This window comes from Halorussus ruber, assembly GCF_004765785.1.
Classification (GTDB): Archaea; Halobacteriota; Halobacteria; order Halobacteriales; family Haladaptataceae; genus Halorussus; species Halorussus ruber.
Genome location: NZ_SBIT01000002.1, coordinates 77,207 through 94,865, shown reverse-complemented (window position 1 = coordinate 94,865; position 17,659 = coordinate 77,207). Strand labels below are relative to the sequence as shown.

Below are 17,659 nucleotides of genomic sequence, written 5' to 3'. Positions count from 1 at the left end.
ACAAAAATCATTTCCCACGGCCAGTAACCAAACACCACACGACCGACTGCCGGATTCACGGACCGAATCCCGCCAAGAGCCAAAGCACTTTATTCCTCTCTGCCGTACTCCTCTTCCATGGCAGACAAGGTAGACAAGCCCAGTACCGGCGAGTTGCTAGGCGTGCCGTACAACTTCGAGCGACCGAGTATCGGTCGAATGCTGTCGTCGTACTGGAAACCCGACGAGGGAATGTTGGTCGAGAAGCCCTTCGGCATCGGCTACACGCTCAACCTCGCCAACTGGCGCTCGTGGATCGTGCTGGCCGTCGCTGGCGCGCTCCTCTGGCACGAGCGCAAGGGCGAACAGCAGGCCGCGTCGGCCGAGGAGGGTCCGGTCGAAGTGGTCGTGGACGACGACTAAACTCAGAAGACTTTTTGTCCGTTCGATTTTGCGGTCGGTCTGGTCGCTTTCGGAGTCCTCGACGGGTCGCTACGGACTGCTAAAACCGGGCGTGGGTACGGAGTTGTAGCGATGAACGTTTTTTGAAGCCCCCGCCCGGTCGCGGTCGCTGACCGACATATCGCGGGCCTCTCCGCGCCGGAAGACAAGCCCCGCGTCTTCCGAGCCATTGCCTCACTTCGTTCGGCAAGACACCGCCCGGCCCGCGATAGGGGTCGCTCAGACGACCACGTCCTTCGGACGCTGGGAGACAAACCGCGTCTCCCAAGGTCACGTTCGCTTTGCTCACGTGACCGCGACCGGGCGGCCCCTTCATCCCACCCCGTCGATTGATTCGCCGAGTGCTTGCTGTCGGCTGCTTCACCGACCGCACGGCTCGTCGCAAAAATCCCGAAAGAGAGACCAGCCCAAACTCCCGAACGTCCCCGGTTCAGTACGCGTAGCCGACGAACGACCCCTTGGTGACGATGTTCGCCTCGTCGTCCTCGCCGAGTTTGTCGAGGGCGTCCTCGAAGTCCGACTGGCGGACCTCGGTCCGGCCGTCGCGGATGGCGAACATCCCGGCCTCGGTGGTCAGACTCTCGATGTCGGCCCCGCTCTTGCCCTCGGTCTCGCCCGCGAGTTTGCCGAAGTCCACGTCGTCGGCGACCGACATGTCGCGGGTGTGGATGTCGAGAATCTTGCGCCGGGCCTCCTCGTCGGGTTCGGGCACCTCGATGAGGCGGTCGAACCGGCCGGGCCGGAGGATGGCGCGGTCGAGCATGTCGAAGCGGTTGGTCGCGGCCATGATGCGAATCTCGCCGCGGTCCTCGAAGCCGTCCATCTCCGAGAGGAGTTGCATCATCGTGCGCTGGACCTCGGCGTCACCGGAGGTCTTCGAGTCGGTGCGCTTCGAAGCCACGGCGTCGATTTCGTCGATGAAGACGATGGCAGGCTCGCGCTGGCTCGCCAACTCGAAGAGGTCCCGGACCAGCTTCGCGCCCTCGCCGATGAACTTCTGGACCAGTTCCGACCCGGCCATCTTGATGAAGGTGGCGTCGGTCTGGTTGGCGACGGCTTTGGCCAGCATCGTCTTGCCGGTGCCGGGCGGGCCGTGGAGCAGGACGCCGCTCGGCGGTTCGATGCCGACCGACTCGAACTGCTCGGGGTTTTCGAGGGGTTGCTCGACCGCCTCGCGGACCTCCTGCATCTGGTCTTCGAGGCCGCCGATCTGGTCGTAGGTCACGTCCGGCGACTCGTCGACTTCCATGGCCTGCGCCCGGGCGTCCTTCTCGGACTCCAGCACGGTCTGGACCGTGAACGAGTCGTTGACGGCCACGCGGTCGCCCGACTCGATTTCTTCGCGGAGCGTGGGCGAGACCTCGGTCAGCACTTCCTGGTTGTTGCCGTGCTGTTTGATGATGATGCCGTCGTCGGTCAACTCCTCGGCGGTGGCGACGTACAGGGAAGTGGTCTTCAGCGTCTCGTTCTCGCGTTCGAGCCTATCGACCTCTTCGCGCAGGTCGCGGCGGCGCTCTTGGGCGTCGTCGAGGCGCTCTTCGAGCGTGTCGTTCACCTCGACGATTTCGGCGAAGTGTTCGCGGAGCGCCGCGAGCCGCTCCCGGTCTGTCATTTCGGGGTCGAGTTCGAGTGTCGGTTGGTCGGGGAGGGGTGGGCTACGCGACATCGTTGCTACTCACCCTTAGGCCACCGGCTTAAAAGTGCCTTTGGGTCTCGGTCGTTCTCCCGCAAAAAAGCCTTTCGCCGAACTGGCTCGGAAAATTCTCTCTCGGTGGTCGGTCGGCGATTAGTCGGCGGTCAGTCGGCACCGGCGGGTCGCCGCGCCGTCCCGCGACTCTCGGCCGATTTGCTCTCCTCGGGCAGTCGGAACTCCCCGAGGAGCGCGTCGAGTTCGTCGGCCTTCGAGGAGAGCGAGGCCATCTGCTCGGCGACGCCCGACAGCGAGGTCGCCTGCTGTTCTGTCGCGGCGGCCGCGGTCTCGGACTCGGCGGTGGTCTCCTCGCTGATGGCCGCGACCTCCTCGACCATCGCCACCACGTCCTCGGCGGACTCGGCCTGCTGGTCGGTCGCGTCGCTGATTTCCCGCACGCTGGCGTCGACCTCGCCCACCACGTCGGCGATGTCCTCGAAGTCGCCCAGCGCGTCCTCGACCGTCTCGACGCTCCGGCCGACCTGCTCGCGGGTCTCTCGCACGTCGGTCAGCGTCTCCTCGGAGTCTGCCTGAATCCGCTCGATGCGCGCCGTAATCTCGTCGGCGGCCTCGCTGGTCTCCTCCGCGAGGTTCTTGACTTCGTCGGCGACCACGCCGAACCCGTCGCCGCGCTCTCCGGCGCGGGCGGCCTCGACCGAGGCGTTGAGCGCCAGCAGGTTGGTCTGGGTCGCCACCTCCTCGATGAACGACGCCACCTCGTCGATTTCGCCGATATCGGCCACGAGTTCCTCGACCGCCTCGGCGGTCCGGTCGATGCCGTCCTCGACCCTGTCGAGTTCGTCGGCGGCCTCGCGGGCGGCCTCCCGGCCGGACCGGGCGCGCTCGGTGGCGGTCCCGGCGGTCCGGGCCACCTCGTCGGCAGAGGCCGCGATTTCCTCGATGGTGGCCGAGAGGGTGTTCATCTCGGCCGCGGCCTCGTTGAGGCGGTCTGTCTGGCGGGCCGCTCCCTCCGAAATCTCTCCGACCGCCGATGCGACCTCGTCGCTGGCCTCGCTGACCTCGCGGAGGTCGGCGTCGGCCTCCTCGCTTGCGGTCGCCACCTCGTCGGCGAAGTCAGCGAGTTCGCCCACCGCGTCGGCCAGCGTCGAGAGGAGCGCGTTGTAGTTGTCCACGACCGCCTCGTGGAGGTCCTCCTCGGCGACCCCGGCGTCGATGGTCGCGGTTAGGTCGCCGCCCTTGGCGTCCTCGGCGGCGTCGCCGAACGCGGTCACGAGTTGCCGGAGGTTCTCAGAGCGGCGTTCGAGGTCTGCGGTCGTGGCTTCGAGTTCTGCCGTGGTCGCCTCCAAGTCGGCGGTGTAGCTCTGTAGGCTCTCGGCCATCCGGTCCAAGGAGGCACCGAACTCCCCGGGGACCTCCTCGTCCAGCACGGGGTCGTCGAACTCCTGTCGGGAGAGCGCGGCGGCCTGCTCGGCGACCACGCCGAGGTACGACCGCATGTCGGTGAAGGAGGTCACGAGGTTCCCGATTTCGTCGCACTGGTCGTTCTCGGGGGCTGGCGCGTCGAGGTTCCCGGCCGTGATGGCGTCGGCCGCTTGGTCGAGCGCCGCGATGGGTTCGGTGATGTCCCGGCGAGCGACCAGCACGGTGTTGGCGAACGCGATTCCCGCGGCGGCGAGCAGACCGACCGTGAGAGCGACGCGGGCGACACCTGAGACCAGAAACGGCAGTACAGCCTGTCCGATCGAGATAGCGAACTGGATTGCGACCGCGGCCAGCACCTTGCGCTCGACCGACTCGGTCACGCCGAGTCGGTCCATCGACCACCAGAGTGCGTCTTCGTACCGAGCGAGCAGGTGACGTTCCATATCCCGCTCTTTACACGTGGGCTATATAAACCGGGGCGGGCGTTATCAGAAAATGAAAATGTCCGCGCTCGTCGGTGGTTCGGTCGAGGAAATCGTGGAGGTATCCTAGAGAAAGTATTTTATGTCTAAAAGAAACTTATAGTTATCTAAGTACCCCGATACGCACGTCCACCGACTCGCTTCGGTCGGGTGAACAAACAACTGGGCGCGCTCGACTGACCGGTTACTGTCCTGGTGGAATGAAAGGGCGAGCGGGGTTCGCGGCCGGAGGCCGTGGTCGGCTCAGCGGGCAACTATTTTCGCGCCGAGCGTCAGCGAGGCGCGGAAATATCCCGCTGAGCGACCGCGAACCGCGCGAGGGCTTTCGAAACCTTCGCTGTCCCGTCTGCTCCTGCGGTTTCGAGTTCGAGAACTGTCGAGGTCTCGATCGCTACGCCGATTACTGCCCGAAGTACTCCTCCCCACCGACCCGACTAGATGAGCGACTCCATCTGGTCGAGGTGGTCGCCGTACACGTCGAGAGCGCGCTGGATGGGTTCCGGCGAGGACATGTCCACGCCCGCGGTCCGGAGCAGTTCGAGGGGGTACTCCGTCGAACCGCTCTGGAGGAAGTCGAGGTAGCGCTCGGCGGCGGGTTCGCCGGATTCGAGAATCTCGTCGGCCAGCGCGACGGCCGCGCTGATGCCCGTGCTGTACTGGTAAACGTAGTAGGTGTAGTTGAAGAAGTGCGGAATCCGGGCCCACTCGCGGGCGATGTGGTCGTCCACGACCGCTGGCTCGTAGAACTCCGCTTTGAGGTCGCCGTAAATCTCGTCGGCCTTGCCGGGGGTCAGCGCCTCGCCCTCCTCGACCAACTGGTGGGTCTGATGCTCGAAGTCGGCGAACATCGTCTGACGGTAGAGCGTCGAGCGGAACCGCTCCAGATACTCGTTGAGGACGTGTCGCCGGAAGGTCGGGTCCTCGACGGTGTCCAGCAGGTGGCGGGTCAGCAGGGCCTCGTTGACCGTGCTGGCGACCTCCGCGACGAAGATTTCGTAGTCGCCGTAGACGTAGGGCTGGTTCTCGCTGGTCAGTTGGCTGTGGAGCGAGTGGCCGAGTTCGTGGGCCAGCGTGAACATCGAGGAGATGTCGTCCTGATAGTTCATCAGGATGAACGGCTGGGTGTCGTAGGCCCCGCCGCTGTACGCGCCGGAGCGCTTGTTCTCGGTCTCGTAGACGTCTACCCAGCGCGAATCCAGACCTTCCTGCACGCGGTTCTGGTAGTCCTCGCCGAGCGCGCCGACCGCTTCCACGATGTGGTCGCGGGCCTCCTCGTACTCCACGTCGGGCGTCTCGGTCTCGGTCATGGGCATGTAGAGGTCCCACATCTGGAGTTCCTCCACGCCGAGGGCCTCGCGCTTGAGTTCCGCGTGGCGGTGGAGTTTGTCGAGGTTGTCCCGGACCGTGTCCAGGAGGTTGTCGTACACCTCGACCGGGATGTTGGGGCCGTCCATGGCGGCCTCGCGGGCGGTGTCGTAGTCGTGAATCTGGGCGAGGCGCACGTCGGCCTTCACGCTGTTCTTGTAGGCCGTGCCGATGGTGTTGTGGAACTCGCCGAGTTCCTCGAAGAACTGCTCGTGGACCGTCTGGCGGAACTCCCGGTCTTGGTTCTTCAGGAGGTTGGTGAGGTTGCTCTGAGTGATTTCGACCGCGTCGCCGTCCGGCTTTTCGACGGTCGGGAACTCCATGTCGGAGTTCATCAGCATGTTGTAGATATCGCCCGACGCGCCGGTGACCTCGCCGAGTTCCGCCAGCACGTTCTCCACTTCCGCGGAACGAGTGTGCTCCGAGAGGCGAAGCACGTCGTGGAGGTAGTGGTCGTACTGCTCCAGTCCGTCGGTCTCCTCGACGAGGCTGTCGAGTTCGTCCCGGCTCAGGTCCTGAATCTCGGGACCGATGAAACTGCTCGCGCTACTGGCTTGGGAGGCCAGCGCCGACCCGCGAGAGGAGAGCGCCTGATAGTGCTGATCTGCGGTGTTCTCGTCCTTCCGCATCCGGGCGTAGCCCACGACCATCTCGACCTGCCGCATGATTTCGTCGCGGAGTTCGAGTACCTCGAGCAGGGTCTCGCCGTCCTCGGTGACCCGACCCTCGTAGGCTTCCAACTCGTCCAAGCGCTCTTGGACCTCCTCGTAGGCCTCCTCCCACTCGTCGTCGGTCGCGTAGATGCTCTCTAAGTCCCACTTGTATTCCGTGTCAATCTCCGACCGCTCGGGAACCGAACTCATACCCATGGATTAGGAAACCCGTACTGTAAGCCTTTGTCATTCGGAGACCACTTCCGGAAATTTTGGCCGGTAGCGTCCGCTCGCGGCCCGAGACCCGCCGAATCTGCGGGCGGGATGCTGCGGGTGAGAACCCGCGGATGGGAATCTGCGGGCGGAGGTTTTTGAGCGTCGGCGACTCATTTGCACGCTATGAACCCGGAGACCGCGGCCACGCTCGGCGAGGCGTGGCGCGACGACTACCCGTGGGAGTTCATCACGCAACTGACCGAAATCGGCGACCGGATGGGCGGCCACCCCGGCGAGCGCCGGGCCGCACAAGTCGTCGCCGAGGGGTTCGAGCGAGCGGGGGCACGAGAGGTCGAAATAGAGTCGTTCGAGATGCACCGCTGGACCCGAGGAGACGCCGAACTCGCTGTCACTGACCCGGTCGAGCGTTCGTTCGAGACCATCGCGCTCCCCTACTCGCCGCCGGGCGAGGTCCGAGGCGAGCTCGTGGACGCGGGCTACGGCACGCCCGACGAACTGGACGACCTCGACGTCGAGGGCAAAATCGTGGTCGCCTCCACGACCACCCCGAAAGGCTCGCGGTTCATCCACCGGATGGAGAAGTTCGGCCACGCCGCCGCGGCGGGCGCGGAGGCGTTCGTCTTTCGGAATCACAAGCCCGGCCAGCTGCCCCCAACCGGGTCGCTCCGGTTCGACCGCGAGGCCGCGATTCCGGGCGTCGGCGTGAGTCTCGAAACCGGCGACTGGCTAACTGACTACGCCGACCGCGGCGCGCGGGCGGCCCTCCGAGTCGACGCCGAGACGAGTCCCGCGACGAGTCACAACACGCACGGCCAACTCGGTCCTGACACCGACGACGAGATTCTCGTCGTCGGCCACCACGACGCCCACGACATCGCGGAGGGCGCGCTCGACAACGGCTGTGGCATCACGGTGGTCGTCGCGGCGGCCCACCTGCTTGCCGAGATGGACCTCGACACGCGGGTCCGGGTCGCTGGCGTCGGGTGCGAGGAAATCGGCCTCCTCGGGGCGGACGCGCTCGCCGACCGTCTCGACCTCGATTCGGTGAAGGCGGTCGTGAACGTGGACGGCGCGGGCCGGTTCCGCGACCTGCGCGCTCACACTCACGGCTCGGAGCGGATGGAGGAAATCGTGGACTCGGTCGCCGACGAGGCCAACCAGCCGATCGCAGTCCGCGAGCAGGTCCACCCCTTCAGCGACCACTGGCCCTTCCTCAAGCGCGGGGTGCCCGCGCTCCAACTCCACAGCGAGCGCGCGGCGCAAACCGCCGCGGCAAGCGAACGCGGGCGAGGCTGGGGTCACACCCACGCCGACACCCGCGACAAGGTAGACGACCGTAACCTGCGAGAACACGCGATGCTGACCGCCCTGCTGGTCCGCGAGGCGGCCCGGACCGACGAGATTCCCCGACCGAGCGCCGAGTCGGTGGCCGGGAATCTCCGGGCGGGGAACTACGAGGAGGGCATGAAGGCGGCCGGAATCTGGCCCGAGGGGTGGGAATGAGACCGCTCAAACGCTGAAAAACTTTTTCGTCGAGTGGCAGCGAATCTATCGTATGGCTTCAGGCAGTAAATCTGTCAAGAGAACGGTCTCCGACCGGATAGACGGAGTAGAGACCGAACAGCTCGCTCTCCTGTCGCTGTTCGTATTCGTCTTGCTCACGACCTTCGTCACGATGACGAGTCTCGTCTCGTTCGACCGGCTGGTGACGATACTGAGCGGCGCGGAGGTCTGGAACGGCGGCGTAGCGGACAACGACGGCGACGCTCGTCGGATATATCGAGCCATCTTCCCGGTCGAACCGGAGCAGGCCATGATTATCCCGAAGCTCAGCCGACTCGCGTTCGTGGTCGTCATCGGACAAATTGTCCACCGGACGAACCAGCGACTCGCGGAACACGCGAAGGGGCTTTCGATGTTCGGTATCGCCCTCTATCTCGCTTTGCTCTTCTCGATTCAGAACCGGAGGTACGAGATAGCGTGGGTTCTGGCGGTGCAGTTCTTTCTGTTGGGGTACTACGGTGCCAGCTTCGCGTTCGTCGCGCTCCGGTCGCTCCCGTTTTTGTCCGCGATTCCCGGACCGGCCCAGCATACGGAAAACTCAGAGAGAGGTGACGAGGGAAACGACTCTTCCCGAGAAGAGCGAACCGACGATTCACGAGAGCGGCGACCTCGAATACGGAATCCTCGTGACTGACCGGCATCGACACCACTGGAACGACGAGAGAACGCTCCCAAGCCACGTAAAACGACGGTAGGAGTGCGGTATCCGAAATGGTGGTGCCATGGGATAGCACTCGCTACCGTCACCTCCACCTTCGGACTCCGAGATAATAACGCTAATTGCCAGCGTGGTATTTTAAAGACGGCTTATTTTCTGCTGGCGATTCCACGACAGACTGAATCCCAGAGTCCGAAACGGTAATCTATCGTTACGGTGACTCGACTCGCGTCGAAATCTCGGACGCGACTCGTGCCCCCGTCGCGCGTTCTTCGCGCAGCGATTCGAACACCTCGCGCGCGCTCGCGGCGGCCTCCTCGTCCACCGAGAAGTCGAGTCGCGGGTAGACGGCATCGACCAGCACGAGCGGGTACGCCGGAGCGGGCGCGATACCTGCCGGGCCGTCGATTTGCTCCGGGCCGAGGACGCGCTCGACTTTCGCTACCTCCGCGTCGCCGGACGCGACGGCGCGGACCAGCGAGACGACGCGCCGGACCATCTCGCGGACGAACCCACCAGCCCGGAGCTCGAAGACGAGGTACTCGCCGTCTCGGTGGACCTCGCCGCGGAGGTCTCTGACGGTGTTCTCGTCGTCGGGCGTGAGGTTGTGGAAGTCGTTCTCGCCGCCGCAGAGCCGCGACAAGGCCTCCTCGGCCCGCCCGAGGTCGGCGTCGGGCGCGTAGAGGTGGTAGACGTAGGCCCGCGACTCGGCGTGGTGGGTCGCGTGGAAGCCCGGCGGGGCCTCGGCGCTGGCCCACGCTCGGACGCTGGCGGGGAGTTCGCTGTTCAACGCGGCGGGGGTCAGCCAGTCGGGGCACTCGAAGGCGACGGTCTGGGCGACTGCCGAGACCCCGGCGTCGGTCCGCCCCGCCGCGGCGTAGCCCTCGGGCTTTCCGTCGGCCACGCCGAGCGCCCGGACCGCGTCGAAAATCGCCTCCTCGACGGTTGGCACGTCCGGCTGGCGCTGGAAGCCGTGGAACGGCCGACCGTCGTAGGCGACCCGGAAGGCTCGCATCGACTCGGAGTCGAGCGCGGAGGCACTTAATTCGGCGGGAAGGGCGTCCGGCGCGCGCGAGGCGGGACAAAAGACACCAAGATATTTACTAAAGACATAGGGATAATTCTTTACCGATTGTATTTATTTCCACTTGAGTCGCTCAGCCCGGTCTGAGACGCCCGACCGCCACCGCCCGGTCGGCGCGAGAATTTAAATACGAACACGGGACCAACCCCGTCCGTGACCTGAGAACCGCCGCGGAGGAGTCCGCGATTGCACGGCACCCTCCTCCGCGTCTCGCGCGTGCCGTCTGTTCGCCACTTCGACAGTCGCTCCTCTCGTCTCGCTCCCTGTCGCGCTCGCCAGCGGTCGCTTCGGACTGGCGGTCCGGAGCGACCGCAACGGATTGGTTCACCCGGGAGACCGCTCACTCGCGGTCGAAGACGCGCTCTTTCGACCGCTTGGCGTCGGCGTCCTCTGTCTCTATCAGTCGTTCGAGTCGTCGCTCGAACTCCGCGTCGGTGAGTTCTCCTCTGGCGTAGCGCGCCCGGAGTTCGTCTATCGCGTCGTCGCCGGACGACGCCGACTGCACCGATTCGACAGCGGCGTCTTCGTCGCTCTCGCTTGCGACCATCGGGAGTGAGTCGCCCAGCATCGCTACCATCGGAACGAGGACGAAGTAGCCCAGCACGAAGATGACCGGGACGATGAAATCCAGGTGCAACACCGCCGCGAGGGCCGTCAGGCCGAACGTCAGGACCGACAGCGTGCCGAGGAGTCGCTTCTTCTCGAACTGTACCGAACGCTCGTGCATGTCCGGTGGTAGGACGGACGGTGCTAAAAAGGTTGAACTGTTCGGTTACTCGAAGTCCTCGTAGGTCGGTCGCGGTTCGTCTTCGGGCGGGAAGTCCTCGACCGGGACCTGCGTCTGGTCGCCCGAGTTCATGTCCTTGACCGTCACGTTGCCGTCGGCGAGGTCCTGCTCGCCGACGATGACCACCGTCTCAGCGCCGATGGAGTCGGCGTAGTCGAGTTGCCCGCCGAAGCTCCGGCCCGACACGTCGGTCTCGACGACGTGGCCTTCTCCCCGAAGCTCTCTGGTAATCTCGGCCGCCACGTCGCGGGTGTCGCCGACTTGCAGGACGTAGTAGTCGGTCGAAAGCTCCTCGTCCGGCCAGACGCCAGCGCGCTGGAGCAGGAGCGTCAGCGTCGCGTCGCCGACCGCGAACCCGACTGCGGGGGTGGGCTGACCGCCGAAGCCTTCGATGAGGTCGTCGTAGCGCCCGCCGCCGAAGATGGACCGACTCACGTCGCCCGTCGAGTCGAAGCACTCGAAGACGACCCCGGTGTAGTAGTCCAGACCGCGGGCGGTGTCCAGCGAGAGCGTGCAGTAGTCTCGCGCGCCGAAGTCGTCGGCGGCGTCCAGCACGTCGGTCAGGTTTTCGACCGCCTCCTCGACGCGCTGGGTCTCGGCGAACGCCACGAGGTCGTCGAGTTCCTCCTCGGGCGTGTCCAGCAGGCCGTCGAACTCCCGCGCTTGGTCGTAGGAGAGTCCGGCGTCGTTGAGCAGGCCGTAGAACTCGTCTTGGCTGACCTTCTCGTTTTTGTCCACCGCGCGAATCGCGGCCTCGGTGTCCACGTCGGCGTCGAAGGCTTCGAGCAGACCGCCCAGAATGTCGCGGTGGCTGACCCGGAACTCGAAGTCCTCGCTCGTCAACCCGAGGTCGGTGAGCGCGTCGGCGGCGCACGCCAGCAGTTCGGCGTCGGACTCGGGTTCCGAGGAGCCGAAGATGTCCACGTTGGTCTGGTAGAACTCCCGCTTGCGACCGCTCTGGGGCTCCTCGTAGCGCCAGAAGGGCCGAGTCGAGAACCACTTGATGGGCTTGGATAGCTCCTGCTGTTTCGCCACGACCATCCGGGCGACCGTCGGCGTGAGTTCCGGCGTCAGCGCCACGTCGCGCCCGCCCTGATCTTCGAAGCTGTAGAGTTCCTCGACGATTTCCTCGCCGCTCTTGTCCACGTACATCTCCGTGCGCTCCATCGCGGGCGTCCCGATTTCTCGGAAGCCGTACCGGCGCGCGGTCGACTCGAGCGCGTCGAACGTCTCCCTGCGCGCCCCCATCTCGCCGGGGTAGAAGTCGCGGAAGCCCTTGATGCGGTCGTACATGAGGGAGCGTTAGAGGAGCGCGCGCTTGAAACTTTTACTTCGCGTCGGTCTTGCCGGACCCGGCGGTCGGCGCTTCGGCGTCGCTCTCCGACGCGTCGTCGGCCCGCGCGAATCCCTGAACGTAGGTCTGGGTGTGGTCAGGGAACACCTCGCTGACGGCCTCCTCGCCGTGTTCTCGCACCAGCAGGGCGCGGAGTTCCGCCTCGTAGTCGGCCTTCGGAATCTGCTCGCTCGGACCGGTCGTCACCTCGAGCGTCTCCTCGACCAGCGAATCGACCGCGCCCCGGCCGAACCCGGCCAGCGGGACGATGTACTCGATTCCGTGGCGGTCTTCGAGGCTCTGGGCCTGCGCCCGAGAGACCGATGGCACGCGGTCGTCGCGCCGGGTACCGTCGGCCACCGCGTCGAAGTCCATGCCCGCGACGACTTCGAGCGCGTGGAGGTGGACTTTCTGGATGCCGTTGCGGGGGTAGCCGTCCTCGACCATCTGCTCGACCGCCTCCTCGGCCACCGATTGGTCCATCTCGACCGTCTCGAAGTCGAACCCGACCGCGTCGGCGGTCCGTCGGGCGTGGTCCCACGCGTCGGCGATGCCGAAGGTGGCCGTAACGAGCGTTACGTCGTAGAAATCTTCGAGTAGGAGGGCGGCGAGCGTCGAGTCCTTCCCGCCGCTGTAGAGTAGCCCGAGGTCCATCTCACCGACGGCGGATGTTGAAGCTCTTGGAATCGGGCTTGAGTTCGCGGAGCAACTCCTTCATCTTGTCTTCGTCGATTTTGCCGCTGACGCGGCCGCTCTGGGCCAGCGCGAGGATTTGGCGCTCGACTTTGTCGGCGAAGTCGGGCTTGCTCATCCGGACGGAGTTGAGTCGCTTGCGCGCGCCGTCGGTGAGGTGCTTGCGGAGCATCGCCTGCTTCTGGGCGTCGGCCTGTTGCTGGGCCTGCTCTTGGGCCTCGCTCTGGTCGCCCTGCTCCTGCATCTCCTGCATCTTCTGCTTGCGGAGTTCTTCGAGTCGCTCGTCGTCGGGCTGGTCACTCATGTGTTGTCTCGTAGTTAACGCCCGCGGCCAAAAATGATTACGGAGCGAGGACGGTTTTCGAGAGGCTCGCCGCTCCCAAGCAGTCGGTCGTCGGAAAAATCTGCGACTCTCGTCGGTCGTCAGGCGTAGCGTTCGAGTTCGGGACGGTCGAGGTCCTCCATGACCTCGCCCGCGGTGTCGTCGAGCAGACTGCGACCCTCGCCGGTAGCGATGCGGCCCGCGTTGCCCTCGGTGTCGACGAGGTCCTCGTCTTCGAGCTGCTGAAGCATGGTCCGGATGACCTTCTGGCTCCCGTCGGTGCGGTGTTCGGGCGCGACCTGGTAGCGGTTCGAGCCGTCCTTCTTGTCGCCGTACTCCGTCGAGAGTCGCTCGACGCCGACCGGGCCGTCGGTGGCGACTTTGCGGAGGAGGCTGGCGGCGCGTCGGTGCCAGAAGTTCTCCTGCTGGGGCGGAAGCTCGCGGCTCTCGCCGGTCTTGACGTACTCGGCCCAGTCGGGTTGGTCGAATCGGTCCTCCAGTTTCGCGGCGACCGCGTCGATGAGGTCGTCCGCGGGAACGTCGTAGAGCGTCGTCATACCCACGAATTCCCGTCCGCGGCGTTTAAAAGCATCGTTACGAAACGTGGCGGATTTGCGAATCGTTGTCAGTCGCTGGGCGACTCTTGGACGTTGTCGGCCTCCAGCATCGCGGTCGCGCTCCCGCCGAGCAGAACCGGGAGCCAGTAGGTCGCGCCGCGGTGGAGGAGCGCCGCGGCGGCCGCGGTCTGGGCGTCGACGCCCGTGATGGGGACGATGAGGAGGACCAGCGCGGCCTCGATACCGCCGAGGCCGCCGGGCAGGGGCGTGACGCCCGCCACGCTCCCGAGCGGCACGATGAACAGCGCGGCCGCGAACGGGACCCAGTGGCCGAGCGCGCCCAGCGAGAGCCACAGCGACACCGACAGCAGGAACCACCCGAGCGCCGAGAACGAGAGCGCGAGTGCCAACTGGTGGTGGTCGCCCGCGACTCGTTCCAAGGCCGCGAAGAAGCCCTCGATGCGGTCCCGAACCCGGGACTCCTCGGGGGCCTCGACGCGAGGGACGACCCGGCCGATTGCTCCTCCGGCCGAAATCACGACGCCGACCACGAGGTCCGAGATGGGGTGGCGGTTGCGCCACCCGAGATAGGCCCCAATCGGTACCGCCAGCGCCAGCGCGAGGAGCGCGACCGCCGCGAACTCGACGCGGTCGCCGACCGTGAACTGGGTCGCGTAGTAGCCCACGCCGAGGAGCGCGAACGAGATGGAGGGGACGAAGTTGAGCGTGTCCACGCTGGCGACCGCCGCGAGGCCGTTCTCGTACTCGGTCCCGGTCGAGCGCGAGACCAGCAGGGCGCTGAAGGGTTCGCCGCCCGCCTGCCCGAACGGCGTGACGTTGTTGGCGAACGTCGCCCCGGAGAACAGCAGGAACGAGCGCCACATCGTCACCTGCACAGCGATGACGCCGAGGACGGTTCGGAGCGCCAACCCCCACGCGAACAGCCACGCGACCGCCGCGGCGCAGACCGCCCCGACCAGCAGGGGGTCGGCCCGCGAGAGCGCGGACAGCACGTCCTCCAGTCCGACCAGCGAGTACAGCGCCAGCAGGACGACGACGCCAGCGCCGAACCCGACGAGTATCGAGCGCGCGTCCCCGAAATCTACGTCCATCGACTCCCACCGACGACCGGTCACGGCTTGAAGCCACCGAAGACGAGCATCGAGTCGGTGGCGGTCGCGTCGGGTAGGGTTTGCTTATCGGGAACCGGAAAGAAATTAAATTGTTTGTTTAGGATAACAGAACAATTATCTAATAACGATGTATCTGTCTTGCTCCGGCGCGCGCTGGCGCGGCCCTGTGCCGCACCATCGTCGCGCGAGGGATGACCGAAACGACCGGAGGGAGTGAGGGAAGAGGTTGGGGAGGTGTGAGGCCCGCGCTCGGTGGGACTTCCCACCGGCTAATGCTCCGTGACACAGCCGATAGTTCGGGCGGGGCTTCAAGAGACGTTCACGACTCTGGTCACTGCGGAAACTGTTGTGGGGCAAAGCGACCGGGCGAGAGCTTTCTGAAACGAAGTTCTACTCTCTAACGGACCGACTTCCAACCTCCAAATTTGTAAACCGCAGACCTTTCACCGCGGCCCGACAACCCGAAGGCATGGACGAGCGGGCCGCATTGTCGCTCCTCGCCGACCGACTGCCTCGCGCCGGTGACGACGCGGCGGTCGTAGACGGACACGTGCTGACGACCGACATGCTCCACGAGACCACTGACTTCCCCGCCGGAACGACCCGGTACACCGCTGGCTGGCGATCGGTCGGTGCCTCCCTCTCGGACGTGGCCGCGATGGGTGCCGAGGCCACCGCCGCGGTCGCGGTCTACGCCGCGCCGGAGTTCGAGGAGGCCGACCTCGCGGAGTTCGTCGCTGGCGCGAGCGACGTCTGCGAGGCGGTCGGCGCGGAGTACGTCGGCGGCGACTTGGACGAGAGCCGGGAGTTCACCACCGCCACGACTGCACTCGGCGCGACCGACGACCCCGTCTACCGCTCCGGCGCGAGTCCGGGCGAGGTCGTCTGCGTCACCGGCACGCTCGGGCGGACCGCCGCGGCGCTCGAACTGTTCGAGCTCGGCGCGCCCGAGAACGACGACGCAGAAATCGAGCGCGCAAACGACCTGTTCCGCTTCGAGCCGCGAGTCACGGCGGGCCGAGCGCTCGCCACCCACGCCACCGCGATGATGGACTCCAGCGACGGCCTCGCGCGCTCGCTCCACCAACTCGCCGAGGCCAGCGACTGCGGGTTCTCGATTTCGTGGGACAGCGTGCCGGTCGCCGAGGCGGTCCGCGAAGTGGCCGAAGACGAGGCCGACGAGCGCGAATGCTCGCTGTTCTTCGGCGAAGACTTCGAACTGGTGTTTACGATTGCTGAGGACGACTTGTCGGCGATTCGGAACGAATCGCCGACGCCGATTTCGATGATTGGGGAAGTTACCGAGTCAGGTGTCGAGATGGACGGCGAGGAGTTACCGGACCGCGGGTTCACGCACGGCGGCGATTAACCAGACTTGTTGCTATCGGCCAACAGTTTCCGACGAAAAACCGCCAGAATGGACGCCTACCGGTCGTATTCCTTGTGGGCTTTGTCGATGTCCAGCAGGTCGGTGACGCGCACTTCCTTCTCGTCTTCCAGCACGACGTAGAACGCCGTGTACGACCGGCCGACGTGTATCCGGTAGATTTCTTCGTCTTGCGCCTTCAGTTTCTTCTTGTCGCCCTGCCCGCGGCCCGGATACGGGTTCTCTTCGAGATAGCCGAGCGTCTCGGTGCAGATACGCTGGCTTTTCTCGTCAAGTGTGGTGAAGAAGTCTCGCGCTTCTTCACTCAGTAGTACTTCGTAACTCATCGAGACTCGTCAGCTCCTCCCGGTCCGCTTCTCGGACCTCGCGCGCTCGCTCGGCGAGCTGACGCTCTCGATGCTCCTGAATCAGTTCCGTCAGGAGTTCGTCGAATGTCTGTCCGGGTTCCTTTAATTCGTGCAACTCTTTCCATGTTTCTTCGGTGGTGGGGATGCGTTTATCAGCCGACATACGCACCTCCCTTGCCTCGAAGATTGGGCACGCACACACGTTGGTCAGGTTGGTCACACATTGGGGTAGCACTCCTACTTACAGCGGTTTTGGTGCCGAGAGTCGAGGCATTTTTTGGCTCCACGACACTCATCGTCGCTGTAAGCATATCACATCCTTACAACGCTTACAACATAAACCTTCGGGAGAGAAACATCTGCGAGAGCAGAAAATGACCGAAAATATCGCAAGCAGACCTCTACGTGATAATCTCGATGGGAACCGGCGTGAAGCACAGCACGCCCAGCACGAACGTCAGAATCCCGATGGCCTTGCGCTTGGGGTCCAACCCCTCGTCGTCGATGGGGTTGGCCGGGCCGACGTAGGCGACGTAGGTGGTCAACAGCCCCCAGAACACCCACAGCACCGAGGCGTTGCTCACCTCCTCGATGTAGAAGACGTAGGCCGCGAGGCCGAACAGCGCGACCGGGACCAGCGCGGCGATGCGCTCCTGTTGCTCGCCCAGAATCGCCCGGACGATGTGGCCGCCGTCCAACTGGCCGACCGGGATGAGGTTCAGGAAGGTGATGAACATCCCGACCCAGCCGCCGATGACGACGGGGTTGACCATCTTTGTTGGGTCATCATAGACGAGCGGCTCGCCAAGTGCCCACGCGATTAGCTTTAATAGTGGTGGATACCCGAACTCAACCTCGATTGTGCTCGTACCATTGATATACTCGACCGGTACAGGTTCAGCTGGAAGGCTCACGCCGATTGCGGTCACGAGAATTGTCGCTATTAGCCCTGCTAAGGGACCAGCGACCCCGATATCGAACAGCGCCTCGCGGTCGGGCATCTGGCCCTTCATCCGGATGACCGCGCCCATCGTCCCAATAAGTGATGGTATTGGAATAAAGTACGGTAGGGTCGCATCTACGCCGTGATACCGAGTCATAACATAGTGACCGAGTTCGTGGGCGAGCAGTACACCAAGGATTGCCACGGTGAATGGCCACGCTCGGATAATCTGGGTAGGGTTCTCAAAGGGGTGAAGGTGATACCACTGGCTACCGGCATAGAGCGTTGAGACGACCGTCAGCAGGAACAGCACGACGTTGGTCCACGGAATCCCGTCGATGCTGTTGTCCGCGGGTTGGGCCACCAGCACGTACTCGCCCGTGTCGGTGGTCAACTCGACCTCGTAGCCGTGTTCCTTGAACAGAGGCCACGCGGTCTCCAGCAGTCGCTCGCGGGGGACCAGCGGTTCGCCGTAGTACACCAACTGGTCGCCGTCGCGGCGGGCCTCGTAGACGCGAAATACGGCACTCAGTCGCTCCAACGACGGACCGTCAGCGGGCGGGTCGGTCGAACCCATTCACCGCACGCTACGGCGCGAATG

16 protein-coding genes and 1 pseudogene are annotated in these 17,659 nt (G+C 64.9%); 4 read left to right on the top strand and 13 right to left on the bottom strand.

The window, feature by feature from the left end:
• Positions 1 to 117: 117 nt before the first annotated feature.
• On the top strand, positions 118 to 402 hold the full coding sequence (locus EPL01_RS07615; RefSeq protein WP_135824667.1) for a DUF5808 domain-containing protein: 285 nt from the start codon (positions 118 to 120) through the stop codon (positions 400 to 402).
• Between the two features lie 469 nt (positions 403 to 871).
• Here EPL01_RS07615 and pan2 read toward each other — a convergent pair whose 3' ends face one another.
• From pan2 to pepF, 3 genes are all read right to left on the bottom strand, one after another.
• A complete protein-coding gene (gene pan2, locus EPL01_RS07610) occupies positions 872 to 2,107 on the bottom strand; it encodes a proteasome-activating nucleotidase Pan2 (RefSeq protein ID WP_135824666.1) in 1,236 nt (411 codons plus the stop codon).
• A 131-nt stretch (positions 2,108 to 2,238) separates the two neighbouring features.
• On the bottom strand, positions 2,239 to 3,957 hold the full coding sequence (locus EPL01_RS07605; RefSeq protein ID WP_135824665.1) for a methyl-accepting chemotaxis protein: 1,719 nt from the start codon (positions 3,955 to 3,957) through the stop codon (positions 2,239 to 2,241).
• A 473-nt stretch (positions 3,958 to 4,430) separates the two neighbouring features.
• Complete coding sequence (gene pepF, locus EPL01_RS07600; protein ID WP_135824664.1) at positions 4,431 to 6,224, bottom strand: oligoendopeptidase F; 1,794 nt, start codon at positions 6,222 to 6,224, stop codon at positions 4,431 to 4,433.
• 189 nt (positions 6,225 to 6,413) lie between these two features.
• Here pepF and EPL01_RS07595 point away from each other — a divergent pair, with 189 nt between their 5' ends.
• Together EPL01_RS07595 and EPL01_RS07590 are read left to right on the top strand one after the other, a co-directional pair.
• On the top strand, positions 6,414 to 7,754 hold the full coding sequence (locus tag EPL01_RS07595; RefSeq protein ID WP_135824663.1) for a M28 family metallopeptidase: 1,341 nt from the start codon (positions 6,414 to 6,416) through the stop codon (positions 7,752 to 7,754).
• A 52-nt stretch (positions 7,755 to 7,806) separates the two neighbouring features.
• A complete protein-coding gene (locus tag EPL01_RS07590; protein WP_135824662.1) occupies positions 7,807 to 8,448 on the top strand; it encodes a hypothetical protein in 642 nt (213 codons plus the stop codon).
• Between the two features lie 235 nt (positions 8,449 to 8,683).
• Here EPL01_RS07590 and truA read toward each other — a convergent pair whose 3' ends face one another.
• The 7 genes and pseudogenes from truA to EPL01_RS07555 form a co-directional block, all read right to left on the bottom strand.
• On the bottom strand, positions 8,684 to 9,487 hold the full coding sequence (gene truA / locus EPL01_RS07585; protein WP_135824661.1) for a tRNA pseudouridine(38-40) synthase TruA: 804 nt from the start codon (positions 9,485 to 9,487) through the stop codon (positions 8,684 to 8,686).
• Between the two features lie 409 nt (positions 9,488 to 9,896).
• The gene (locus EPL01_RS07580) at positions 9,897 to 10,283 is read right to left on the bottom strand and encodes an SHOCT domain-containing protein (RefSeq protein ID WP_135824660.1); all 387 of its coding nucleotides are present in this window, start codon (positions 10,281 to 10,283) and stop codon (positions 9,897 to 9,899) included.
• A gap of 45 nt (positions 10,284 to 10,328) precedes the next feature.
• Entirely contained in the window at positions 10,329 to 11,636 is a 1,308-nt protein-coding gene (hisS, locus tag EPL01_RS07575; protein ID WP_135824659.1) for a histidine--tRNA ligase, read from the bottom strand.
• A gap of 112 nt (positions 11,637 to 11,748) precedes the next feature.
• Positions 11,749 to 12,330 (bottom strand): annotated as a pseudogene (locus EPL01_RS07570) (DUF7411 family protein); the annotation flags it as partial.
• Position 12,331: 1 nt separating this feature from the next.
• Entirely contained in the window at positions 12,332 to 12,673 is a 342-nt protein-coding gene (locus EPL01_RS07565) for a DNA-binding protein (RefSeq protein WP_135824657.1), read from the bottom strand.
• 119 nt (positions 12,674 to 12,792) lie between these two features.
• Positions 12,793 to 13,248 (bottom strand): 30S ribosomal protein S19e, encoded by a 456-nt coding sequence (locus EPL01_RS07560; protein ID WP_135824656.1) that lies wholly within the window; start codon positions 13,246 to 13,248, stop codon positions 12,793 to 12,795.
• A 68-nt stretch (positions 13,249 to 13,316) separates the two neighbouring features.
• Complete coding sequence (locus tag EPL01_RS07555) at positions 13,317 to 14,360, bottom strand: lysylphosphatidylglycerol synthase transmembrane domain-containing protein (protein WP_135824655.1); 1,044 nt, start codon at positions 14,358 to 14,360, stop codon at positions 13,317 to 13,319.
• Positions 14,361 to 14,850: 490 nt separating this feature from the next.
• Here EPL01_RS07555 and thiL point away from each other — a divergent pair, with 490 nt between their 5' ends.
• Positions 14,851 to 15,750, top strand: coding sequence for a thiamine-phosphate kinase (gene thiL, locus EPL01_RS07550; RefSeq protein WP_135824654.1), 900 nt, complete (start codon positions 14,851 to 14,853; stop codon positions 15,748 to 15,750).
• A gap of 56 nt (positions 15,751 to 15,806) precedes the next feature.
• Here the strand turns inward: thiL and EPL01_RS07545 are convergent, their stop codons facing one another.
• From EPL01_RS07545 to EPL01_RS07535, 3 genes are all read right to left on the bottom strand, one after another.
• The gene (locus EPL01_RS07545; RefSeq protein WP_135824653.1) at positions 15,807 to 16,094 is read right to left on the bottom strand and encodes a type II toxin-antitoxin system RelE family toxin; all 288 of its coding nucleotides are present in this window, start codon (positions 16,092 to 16,094) and stop codon (positions 15,807 to 15,809) included.
• The gene (locus EPL01_RS07540) at positions 16,069 to 16,278 is read right to left on the bottom strand and encodes a hypothetical protein (protein ID WP_135824652.1); all 210 of its coding nucleotides are present in this window, start codon (positions 16,276 to 16,278) and stop codon (positions 16,069 to 16,071) included. The genes EPL01_RS07545 and EPL01_RS07540 overlap by 26 nt, the downstream gene beginning before the upstream one ends.
• A 238-nt stretch (positions 16,279 to 16,516) precedes the next feature.
• Entirely contained in the window at positions 16,517 to 17,635 is a 1,119-nt protein-coding gene (locus EPL01_RS07535; protein ID WP_135824651.1) for a site-2 protease family protein, read from the bottom strand.
• Positions 17,636 to 17,659: the final 24 nt, after the last annotated feature.